We start from the raw sequence: 9,744 nt of genomic DNA on the forward strand, positions 1-9,744 counted from the left end.
AGCGGGGACGGGGCGAGCGCGCGGGGGGCGAGCGGGGACGGGAAGGGGCTGCCGAACGGAGCGCAGGGCCCGAGGCATCCGCGCGCCTAGACTTGTTGATCGTGGTCACCCGTCTCTCGCACTACTTCCTCCGCACACTCCGTGAGGACCCCTCCGACGCCGAAGTCACGAGTCATCGGCTGCTCGTTCGCGCCGGATACATCCGCAGACAGGCGCCCGGCGTCTTCGCCTGGCTGCCGCTCGGCCTGAAGGTCAAGGCGAAGATCGAGGCGGTCATCCGCGAAGAGATGGCGAACGCCGGTGCGTACGAGGTGCACTTCCCGGCGCTGCTGCCGCGCGAACCGTATGAGGTCACCGGTCGTTGGGAGGAGTACGGCGACGCCCTGTTCCGCCTGCAAGACCGTAAGGGTGCCGACTACCTGCTTGCCCCGACGCACGAGGAGGTCTTCACGCTGCTCGTGAAGGACCTCTATTCGTCGTACAAGGATCTGCCTCTCTCGATCTACCAGATCCAGGACAAGTACCGCGACGAGGCGCGCCCCCGCGCCGGCCTCCTGCGCGGCCGCGAGTTCACGATGAAGGACGCCTACTCCTTCGACTACACCGACGCCGGCCTCGACGCGAGCTACCAGGCTCAGCGCGACGCATACGAGCGCATCTTCGACCGCCTGGGTCTCGAGTACGTGATCGTGCAGGCGGATGCGGGGGCCATGGGTGGGTCGCGTAGCGAGGAGTTCTTGCACCCGACCCCCGTCGGCGAGGACACGTTCGTCCGCTCGGACGGCGGGTACGCCGCCAACGTCGAGGCCTTCACGACGCTGGCGCCCGAACCGATCCCGTTCGACGGTCTGCCCGGGCCCGTCGTCTTCGACTCGCCCAACACTCCGACGATCGCGACGCTCGTCGCCCACGCGAACGCGCATCTCGACGCTCCCGCGTCGGGGGAGTGGACGGCCGCGCACACGTTGAAGAACGTGGTGCTCGCCCTGACGCACCTCGACGGCACCCGCGAGCTCGTCGTCGTGGGTCTGCCCGGCGACCGCGACGTCGACGACAAGCGCGTGGAGGTCGCGTTCGCGCCCGCCACCGTCGAGCCCGCGACCGAGGCCGACTTCGACAGGCATCCTCTGCTGGTCAAGGGGTACATCGGTCCCTGGTCGCCCACGGGGGCGATCCTGGGCGCCGAGTCTGCCACCAACATCCGCTACGTGCTCGACCCCCGGGTCGTCGACGGCACCTCGTGGATCACCGGGGCGAACGCCCACGAGAAGCACGTGCACTCGCTCGTCGCGGGCCGCGATTTCGTCGCCGATGGTTTCGTCGAGGTCGCGACCGTCCGCGACGGCGATCCGGCTCCGGATGGCTCGGGCCCGGTCAACCTGGCGCGCGGCATGGAGATCGGTCACGTCTTCCAGCTCGGCCGCAAGTACGCCGAGGCGCTGGGGCTCAAGGTGCTCGATGAGAACGGCAAGCTCGTCACCGTCACGATGGGGTCGTACGGCATCGGCGTGACCCGCATCCTCGCGATCATCGCCGAGCTCAACAACGACGAGAAGGGTCTGATCTGGCCCACGTCCGTTGCGCCGTTCGATGTGCACGTGGTGGCGACGGGACGGGATGCCGTGGCGTTCGACCTTGCAGCGTCCATCGCCGATCAGCTCGAGGCGGCGGGGCTCGATGTGCTGTACGACGACCGCGTCAAGGTCTCGCCGGGCGTGAAGTTCGGCGATGCCGAGCTGATCGGTGTGCCGCGTATCCTCATCGTCGGTCGAGGTGCCGCCGAGGGTCAGGTCGAACTGTGGGATCGGCGCACGGGTCACCGTGAGGTCGTCCCGGTCGCCGACGCCGTTGCCCTGCTTGCAGACTGAGCGTCCGAGCGGGCGGCGGATCAGCACGTGCGGCTCGCGGCGGTCACCCGGAAACTCGATCTAGCATTGCCCGAGTGACTGACGAGTTCCCTCCCGCGCACGGATCCGTGCCGGTGCCGCGGCGCGGCGGGGTGAGTCGACTCGTGGGACACGCCCCCGCCTGGGTGGGGATCGTCGTCGGCTTGGCCCTGATCGTTCTGGGCGTCTTCATCGTCAGCCGACCGCTCACATCGTTGTGGGTGCTGGCGATCTACATCGGGATCAGTGCCATCGCCTCCGGGGTCATGGACCTGATCGCACCTCGGGATGTTCCCCGGCGCGCCAACATCGTGCTCGCCGTGCTGTGGATCATCGGCGGTGGCGTGATCCTGTTCTGGCTCGGGCGCAACCTGGACCTCTTGCCGGAACTCATCGCCGGGCTCCTGGTGTTGGGTGGACTCGGTGCAGCCATCGGCGTCTTCCGCGGCCGCGTCAGCGAGCGGGTTCTCGCGGGTGCTTCTGGCCTGGCACAGGTGGTCTTCGGTCTTCTCGCCCTGCTGTGGCCGGACGTCACGCTGCTCGTTGTCGCGATCGCGTTCGGGCTCAGAACCGTCGTGCTCGGGGCCGTCCTGACCTGGCGCGCGTCGCGACGGATCCGCGGACGCTCCCCGCGGCCCGGCGAAACTTCGGGCAACCGTCGTGGTCTCGTCTGGGCTGCGGCGGGTCGTTACGCGCTCGCGGCCGTACTGCTCGGACTCGCGGGGGGATCGTGGTGGGTCAGCACGTGGCTCGCAGACGGCGCCCCTGTCGTCGATGCCTTCTACGACGCCCCCGACGGGCCCCCGAGCGCCCCCGGCACGCTGCTGCGCGAGGGCGCGTACAGCGGCCGAACCCCCGTGGGTGGCGAGGTTCGGCGCATCCTCTACAGCACAACGGATACGTTCGGTAGCCGCGCGCTCGCCAGCGGGCTGGTCATCTCGCCCGCCGATATGCCTCCCGGACCGCGTCCTGTCATCATCTGGAACCACGGAACCACCGGTGTCGCGCGCGGCTGCGCCCCCAGCCTTGCGGATGCCTCGGCCACCCGTTGGGCGATCCCCGCCATCGATCGGGCCCTCGCGGCCGGCTGGGTCGTCGTTGCGACCGACTACACCGGACAGGGTGCGCCGGGTACTTTCCCCTACCTGATCGGCGAGAGCGAGGCTCGCTCTGCCATCGACGCGGTGCGGGCGGCGGAGGACGCGGACGGGATGTGGCTCTCGCCCGAGGTCGTGGTGTGGGGGCATTCGCAGGGCGGGCATGCCGCGCTCTGGGTGAGCGCGGTCGCACCCAACTACGCCCCCGAGCTCAGCGTGCTGGGGACGGTGGCGATCTCGCCCGCGGCGGATCCCCTCGCGCTGGCCGAAGAGCTGGCGCGAACACAAGACTCGGCGATGCTGTCCGTGCTCATTTCTTGGGTTCTGGTGCCGTACGCCGACACCTACCCCGACGTCACGATCTCGGACTACGTCGCCCCCGGCGGGCGCTCGATCGTGCGCGAGATGACTCAGCGCTGTCCCACCGAGCCCGGCGTGGTGGTGTCCGTGCTCGCCGCGCTCGGCGTCTCGGCCGACCGGCCGCTGTACGACGCCGACCTGACGGCGGGCGCCTTGGGGGAGAGGCTCGCGCAGAATGCGGCGATCGGCCCGTGGACAGCCCCCGTTCTGTTGGCATGGGGTGGACAGGACGAGGTCATCCCGACGTCTCTGTACGAGCGCTTCGTCGGGGAGCGGTGCGCGGGCGGGCAGGCCCTCCAGGTGCGGGTCTACGACGTGCTGGATCACACCGGACCGATGCTGCCCGGCTCGCCGTTTCTCTCAACGCTGATGCGCTGGACCGAGGCGCGGTTCGACGGTGTCCCCGTGACAGCCGCGGCCAACGACTGCCGCGCTTGACTGCTCCCGTTGCCCCCGGCTACGCGATCACAGACGGGCGTAGCGGGCGCGGAAGAAGCAATAGACGCCGTATGCGATGAAGCCGAGGCCTGCGGCACCCACCAGCCAGGGTCCGAAAGGTAGCGCGACGAGCGACGAGATCGCGCGGTCGAGTCCGCCCGCCTCGGAGGGGTCTACCTGCACCGCCGCCGTGACGACCAGGACGCCGACTATCGCGAGTGCGACACCCTTCGCGACGTACCCGACGACGCCGAGTACGGTCACGATCCGCCCGGTGGTGCCGCCGGGCATCCGGAGCTTCTCGCGAAAGCTGCGCGTGACGCCCTTGGCGACGAAAGCTCCACCGATCACGACGATGACCAGGCCGCCGACTCCGAGCAGGACGGGCCCCCCGGGAAGGGAGAGCACGGTGCTGCTCGCGTTCTGCGCGCCCTGATCCCCGCTCGACCCGGCGCCGAGTGCGACGGATGCTGCGCTGTAGCCGATGGCCGCGTAGACGATGGCCTTGGCCCACTCGCCGCCGCGCTTCGCCCAGCGTTTGCGCGTGTCTTCCTCATCAAGCAGTACGCCTTCGACCGCGTACCAGATGGCGAGCGCGGCCAGGCCGACGGTGAGCACCCAGAGGCCGACGAATCCGAGCGGCGCTTCGGCGATCGCGCGGAAAGCACCCGTCTGATCCGACTCGCCGCCGCCCGCGCCGGCGGCCAGCACGATGGTGCCGATCAGGATGTGGACGACACCGTTGGCGGCATAGCCCGTTCGAGCGAGGGCGCGGAAGGCGGGGTGCGAGGCCGCCTTTCGGGCGGTTCTCTCGGCGGAATCCGCCACGTCGGGTGTCATGCTCCTGAGCGTACGCGTGCCGCCCCTCGTTCGTGTCGGAGAGCGTGGACCCTCGACGTTCGAGCGGATGCATGGTACCCCGCGCGTCCGGGCGGCGATCACATGCGCGCGTACCGGGCGCGGAAGAAGCAGAACAACCCGTAGGCGATGAATCCGATGCCGATGATTCCGACCAGCAAGGGCCCGAAGGCGAGGTCGAGGAGAGCCCCGAGCGCGCCGTCGAGGCCACCCGCCGTGCGCGCTTCGTTACGGACCGCGGCGACCACGAGCAGCACCGCGATCGCGACGAGCGCGACGCCCTTGGCGATGAACCCGACAATGCCGAGTGTGTCGACGAGGCGGCCGAGCGAGCCATCCGGAACCGAAACCTGCGAGCGGTAGCTGCGGCGAACACCCATGGAGAGGAATGAGATGCCTGTGACGCCGACCCCGACGCCCACGGCGATGAGGAGGAAAATTCCCCCGGGGATCTCCAAGACCCCGCGACTGAGCTGCTCGGCTGCTCGCTCGCTGCTCAGTCGGGCACCGAAGGCGATGGCACCGGCCACGGTTGCGAACGTGGCGAAAACGACCGCCTGGCCCCACTGCCCGACGCGAGCACCCCACCTCTTGAGGCCGTTGTCGCCCCGCACGAGCAGGCCCTCCGCGATCTTCCACACGGCGAGGGCGAAAAAACCCGCGGCGATGATCCACAGAAGTGTGAAACCCAGGGGGAGTGCGGCGATGGCGCGCAGGGCTCCGGTCTGATCCGTCGCGGCGTCACCGCCGAAGGCGACGATCAATGCGATCAGGCCGATCAGGCCGTGCACGACCCCGCTCGACACATACCCGAGCCGGGCCAGCGCGCGGAACCACGGGGCCTGCGTGGCTTCGCGCACGACACGTTTGGGGGCCGCAGTGTCCATCGGCTCAGCCTAAGCGGGCGTCGCTGAGCCGACGGACGCCGCACACCAGCCGCTCAGAGCTTGGGCGCCCCGTGCAGGTGATCGCGGTGCTTGCGCGCCTCGGACTCCTTCTCGACGACGTCGATCGGGCCGGTGACGGAGAGCTCGTCCTCCCAGCATTCGATGCCCTCGACATCCGGCATGAGCGCTCGCGTGAAGACGGGGTTGCGTCCCTCTCTGCGCTGGTGCGAGTAGTCCTTCAACAGGCGGAACGCGAGGCCCGAGAGCAGCGCGATCGCGATCAGATTCGTCAGGGCCATCAACCCCATCACCCCGTCGGCGAAGTTCCACACGAGATCGGCTGTGACGACAGAGCCGGCGAGAACTGCCAGGACGGCGAGGATTCGGTAGCCCAGCAGGGCGGATTTGCGGCTGGTGATGAACTCGATGTTCGACTCGCCGTAGTAATAGTTGCCGAGGATCGAGCTGAACGCCAGCAAGAAGATGATGATGGTCAGCGCGATGTTCGACCACTCGCCGAGCGTCGATACGAGGGCGCCCTGGGTCAACCCGATTCCGCGGGTCGCCTCGGTCAAGTCGGGCGCCGATACCAAGATGATGAATGCCGTGATCGTGCACACGAGAAACGTGTCGAAGTAGACGCCGAGGGTCTGCACGAGACCCTGCTTGACGGGGTGGGTCACGGCCGCGCTCGCGCCGGCGTTCGGCGCCGAGCCGAGACCCGCCTCGTTCGAGAACATGCCGCGCTTGACTCCCGTGAGCACGATGTATCCGAAGGCGGCACCGACGACTTCGTTGAAGCCGAACGCTTGCGTGAAGATCTGGGTAAAGACCACAGGCAGCTGGTCGATGTGCAGCGCGACGACCGCAAGGCCCAGCAGCAGGTAGAGCAGTGCCATGGTCGGCACGAGCGCCTGGGTCACGGACGCGATTCGGCGGACGCCGCCGAAGATCACCAGTGCGGTCAGGACGGTGATCGCGATACCGACCGCCCACGGTAGCCAGGGGACGGCGTCCTCGCCGAGGCTGCCACTGACCGTCGCCGAGATCGTGTTGGCCTGCAGGGATGAGAACGCAAAGGGGAAGCAGACGATGAGGATGATCGCGAACCAGATTCCGAGCCAGCGCGCCTTGAGTCCCCGCTGCATGTAGTACGCGGGTCCGCCACGGAAGCCATCGGTGTCGCGGACCTTGAACAGCTGCGCGAGGGACGACTCGATGAAGCTCGAGGCGCCGCCGACGAACGCCATCAACCACATCCAGAAGATTGCCCCGGGGCCGCCGACCGCGATCGCCGTGCCGACACCGGCGATGTTGCCGACGCCGACGCGCGACGCAGCCGAGATCGTGAACGCTTGGAAGGCCGAGACGGACTGTGGCTCACCCGTCGCGGTGCGCGGCGTCTTGTCGGTGAGAGTCCGGAACATCTCCGGGATGAGCCGGAACTGCACGACCCCCGAACGGGCCGTGAAGTAGAGACCGAGGACCACCACGACGGGCACGATGATCCAGGTCCAGAGGTTGTCGCCCCACGTCAGGAGCCAGTCATTGATCGCGTCCATGGGCACAGTATGGCCGTCTGGGGGCGCGAGCACCGGGAGGCGCGGATCATTCCAGACCGAACTCCTCCGTGATGTGGTCCCGGATGCGTACGTACTCCGGCACGTTCCAGAAGAAGTCGAGTTTCTGTGCGAGCAACGTGTCGGAGTCCGGTTCCGCCTCGAGGACGAAGGCCGCGAAGGACTCGGCAAAGTCCTCGGTGACGTTCGTGGCGGCGTAGTCGCTCACGAAGTCTTCTTCGTGCTCGGCGTAGAACGCATCCGCGATCTCGGGGTCGTCGTTGTCCGGGCCCGGCGAGTCGTCGCCGTAGAGGTCCCAGAACTCCTGCTGGAAGGCGTAGATGGACGAGGTCGGCAGGGCGCAGCCCTCGCTCAATTCGAGGGTGCCGCAGACGCCGGAAGACTCCGGCACTTGATCGACGTTCAGGCCCAGCACGTGGGCGTACTCGTGGATGAGGGTCTGCATGAGCGTGTCCGCGTCGTCCGCGTAAGCGGCATTGGCGACCAGCATCCAGAGACGGGGATCGTCCTCGTCACGGGAGACGTAGGCCATCGTGTCGCTCTCGGGTGCGTCGCCCACGCGGTAGCTGCTGAAGGTGCTCGTGGCGACGGGCTCGGTCGCGACGCCGACGAACATCCCCCAGATGTCCTCCGCGGCCGCGGTCGGAGCGGGGGAGAGGGTGGCGTCCGTCGCGATGTCGTACGCCTCGACCGTTCCCAGGTCGTCGTCCTCCGCCACGGTGGGGCGGTCGCTCTGCTGGGCACCGCATCCGGTGATCAGGAGGAGACCCGCGAGGAATGCGGAAATGAGCGCGGCAGCAGTGGACGCGCGGCGGTGCATGCGAACAGAATAGGGCTCCTCCCGGGGCCGTCTTGTCATCCGGTAACGTAGGGGGGATGTCGACGCGTATAACGCGTGGACGAGAGCTGAATAGGGAGGTCTCCGTGGATATCGATCTCGGACTGCTGAAGACGATCGAGCGGGAGAAGGAAATCCCCTTCGACGAACTCGTGAGCATCATCGAGCAGGCGATTCTGACCGCCTACGGAAAGCACACGTCGCCCTCCGGTGAGGTCCCCGCGGGCGCTCGTGTCGAGATGGATCGCAAGACCGGTCACGTCGGCGTCTTCATCCCTGTGACGGATGAAGACGACGCGGTTATCGGCGAAGAAGAGACCACTCCCGACGACTTCGGCCGCATCGCCGCCTTCGCCGCGAAGCAGGTCATCGGCCAGCGGCTGCGGGACATCGCGGATGACGCGGTGCTCGGGGAGTTCAAGGGCAAAGAGGGCGACATCGTCGCCGGTGTCGTACAGCAGGGTCCCAACCCTCGGATGATCCATGTCGACCTCGGCTCGGTCGAGGCGATTCTGCCGCCCGAAGAGCAGTCGCCCGGCGAGGCTTATCCGCACGGCTCGCGTCTGCGCGTTTATGTGACGAGCGTCGGCAAGGGCCCCAAGGGTCCCTCGATCACGGTCTCGCGAACGCACCCGGGCCTGGTGCGAAAGCTGTTCGCGCTCGAGGTTCCCGAGATCGCGTCCGGACTGGTGGAAATCATCTCGCTCGCGCGAGAGGCCGGTCACCGAACGAAGATCGCGGTGCGAGCCAACGATCCCTCGATCAACGCCAAGGGCGCCTGCATCGGCGAAATGGGCCGCCGTGTTCGCGCCGTGACCGAAGAGCTCGGCGGGGAGAAGATCGACATCGTCGACTACGACCCCGAACTCGCCAAGTTCGTCGGCAACGCCCTCTCGCCCGCGAAGGTCACGTCGAGCTTCATCCTGGATGCATCCACCAAGGCTGTCCGTGCACTCGTTCCCGATTACCAGCTGTCGCTGGCCATCGGCAAGGAGGGTCAGAACGCACGGCTCGCGGCCAAGCTGACGGGCGCGAAGATCGATATTCAGCCCGACAGCATTCTGGAGTCGTAGTCGATCGGAGCGTTTCGTCTCGCTCTACTCGCTCAACGAGCGCGCCCTGCCGGAGGTGTAAGATGGAACCCGTACGGACGTGTGTCGGATGCCGCGCGCGTGCTCCCCGGTCGGCCCTTCTGAGGGTCGTCTCGATCGATTCCATACTTGTCCCCGACGAGCGTGCGACGATGCCGGGTCGGGGCGCGTGGGTGCACAAGACGCCCGCCTGCGTGGACACCGCACTGCGGCGCCGCGCGTTCGTACGAGCACTACGCGTCTCGGGACCACTCGACGCGCAGACGTTAGAGAACAGGCTGAACGGCTATGGAAACAAAGTGAACGGCTCGAAATGAGTCCCGTCCGCGACTAACGGTCTGCCCTGCCTGGGTGGACCCAGACAGGAGAATTGTGGCTTCCAAACCACGCGTGCACGAGATCGCCTCTGAACTCGGCGTCGACAGTAAAGTCGCGCTGGCCAAGCTCAAAGAGCTTGGTGAGTTCGTGAAGAGCCCCTCGTCCACCATCGAGCCCCCCGTGGCTCGCAAGCTTCGTCAGGCGCTTCAGGCCGAGGGTGCAGCTGCACCCGCGGCCCCGGCGCCCGCCGCCGCATCGTCGTCACCGCGCCCGGCCGGTCGTCCCGGTCCCGTGCGTCCGGCGGCTCCGGCAGCGTCCGCGGCACCCGCCGCGACTCCCGCTCCCGCTCCCGCTCCGGCTGCGCCGACCCCGGCGCCCGCGGCCCCGGCAC

Annotated in this window: 9 protein-coding genes; 5 read left to right on the top strand and 4 right to left on the bottom strand. The window is 67.9% G+C overall.

Going from position 1 to position 9,744, the window contains the following annotated elements:
• Window positions 1-101: 101 nt before the first annotated feature.
• Both MIC448_RS05915 and MIC448_RS05920 read left to right on the top strand, forming a co-directional pair.
• Window positions 102-1,868 carry a proline--tRNA ligase gene (locus MIC448_RS05915; RefSeq protein ID WP_036297323.1) on the top strand — a complete coding sequence of 589 codons (1,767 nt, stop codon included), beginning with the start codon at window positions 102-104 and terminating at the stop codon, window positions 1,866-1,868.
• Window positions 1,869-1,942: 74 nt separating this feature from the next.
• On the top strand, window positions 1,943-3,781 hold the full coding sequence (locus tag MIC448_RS05920) for a lipase family protein (protein ID WP_243419905.1): 1,839 nt from the start codon (window positions 1,943-1,945) through the stop codon (window positions 3,779-3,781).
• Between the two features lie 27 nt (window positions 3,782-3,808).
• On the opposite strand, the gene MIC448_RS05925 is transcribed toward MIC448_RS05920, so the two are convergent.
• The 4 genes from MIC448_RS05925 to MIC448_RS05940 form a co-directional block, all read right to left on the bottom strand.
• A complete protein-coding gene (locus tag MIC448_RS05925; protein WP_036297317.1) occupies window positions 3,809-4,621 on the bottom strand; it encodes a DUF1206 domain-containing protein in 813 nt (270 codons plus the stop codon).
• Between the two features lie 98 nt (window positions 4,622-4,719).
• Window positions 4,720-5,526 carry a DUF1206 domain-containing protein gene (locus tag MIC448_RS05930; protein ID WP_051513216.1) on the bottom strand — a complete coding sequence of 269 codons (807 nt, stop codon included), beginning with the start codon at window positions 5,524-5,526 and terminating at the stop codon, window positions 4,720-4,722.
• A 53-nt stretch (window positions 5,527-5,579) separates the two neighbouring features.
• Complete coding sequence (locus MIC448_RS05935) at window positions 5,580-7,088, bottom strand: sodium:alanine symporter family protein (RefSeq protein WP_051513218.1); 1,509 nt, start codon at window positions 7,086-7,088, stop codon at window positions 5,580-5,582.
• Window positions 7,089-7,134: 46 nt separating this feature from the next.
• Window positions 7,135-7,926, bottom strand: coding sequence for a hypothetical protein (locus tag MIC448_RS05940; protein ID WP_051513221.1), 792 nt, complete (start codon window positions 7,924-7,926; stop codon window positions 7,135-7,137).
• Between the two features lie 104 nt (window positions 7,927-8,030).
• On the opposite strand from MIC448_RS05940, the gene nusA reads away from it, so the two are divergent.
• From nusA to MIC448_RS05955, 3 genes are all read left to right on the top strand, one after another.
• A complete protein-coding gene (gene nusA, locus MIC448_RS05945; RefSeq protein WP_036297319.1) occupies window positions 8,031-9,017 on the top strand; it encodes a transcription termination factor NusA in 987 nt (328 codons plus the stop codon).
• A gap of 62 nt (window positions 9,018-9,079) precedes the next feature.
• Window positions 9,080-9,352: a YlxR family protein gene (locus MIC448_RS05950; RefSeq protein ID WP_081766209.1), complete on the top strand. Its 273-nt coding sequence runs from the start codon at window positions 9,080-9,082 to the stop codon at window positions 9,350-9,352.
• 55 nt (window positions 9,353-9,407) lie between these two features.
• Window positions 9,408-9,744, top strand: a 337-nt coding sequence (locus tag MIC448_RS05955) for a translation initiation factor IF-2 N-terminal domain-containing protein (RefSeq protein WP_243419906.1), incomplete at its 3' end; no start/stop codon positions are given.

Origin of the sequence: Microbacterium sp. C448, from assembly GCF_000582705.2 — a bacterium.
Taxonomy (GTDB): Bacteria; Actinomycetota; Actinomycetes; order Actinomycetales; family Microbacteriaceae; genus Microbacterium; species Microbacterium lacus_A.

Excerpts from the sequence above, each read along its gene's own strand:
- MIC448_RS05925 (WP_036297317.1), bottom strand. The coding sequence starts at position 4,621 with ATGACACCCGACGTGGCGGATTCCGCCGAGAGAACCGCCCGAAAGGCG.
- MIC448_RS05930 (WP_051513216.1), bottom strand. The coding sequence starts at position 5,526 with ATGGACACTGCGGCCCCCAAACGTGTCGTGCGCGAAGCCACGCAGGCC.
- MIC448_RS05935 (WP_051513218.1), bottom strand. The coding sequence starts at position 7,088 with ATGGACGCGATCAATGACTGGCTCCTGACGTGGGGCGACAACCTCTGG.
- MIC448_RS05940 (WP_051513221.1), bottom strand. The coding sequence starts at position 7,926 with ATGCACCGCCGCGCGTCCACTGCTGCCGCGCTCATTTCCGCATTCCTC.
- MIC448_RS05950 (WP_081766209.1), top strand. The coding sequence starts at position 9,080 with ATGGAACCCGTACGGACGTGTGTCGGATGCCGCGCGCGTGCTCCCCGG.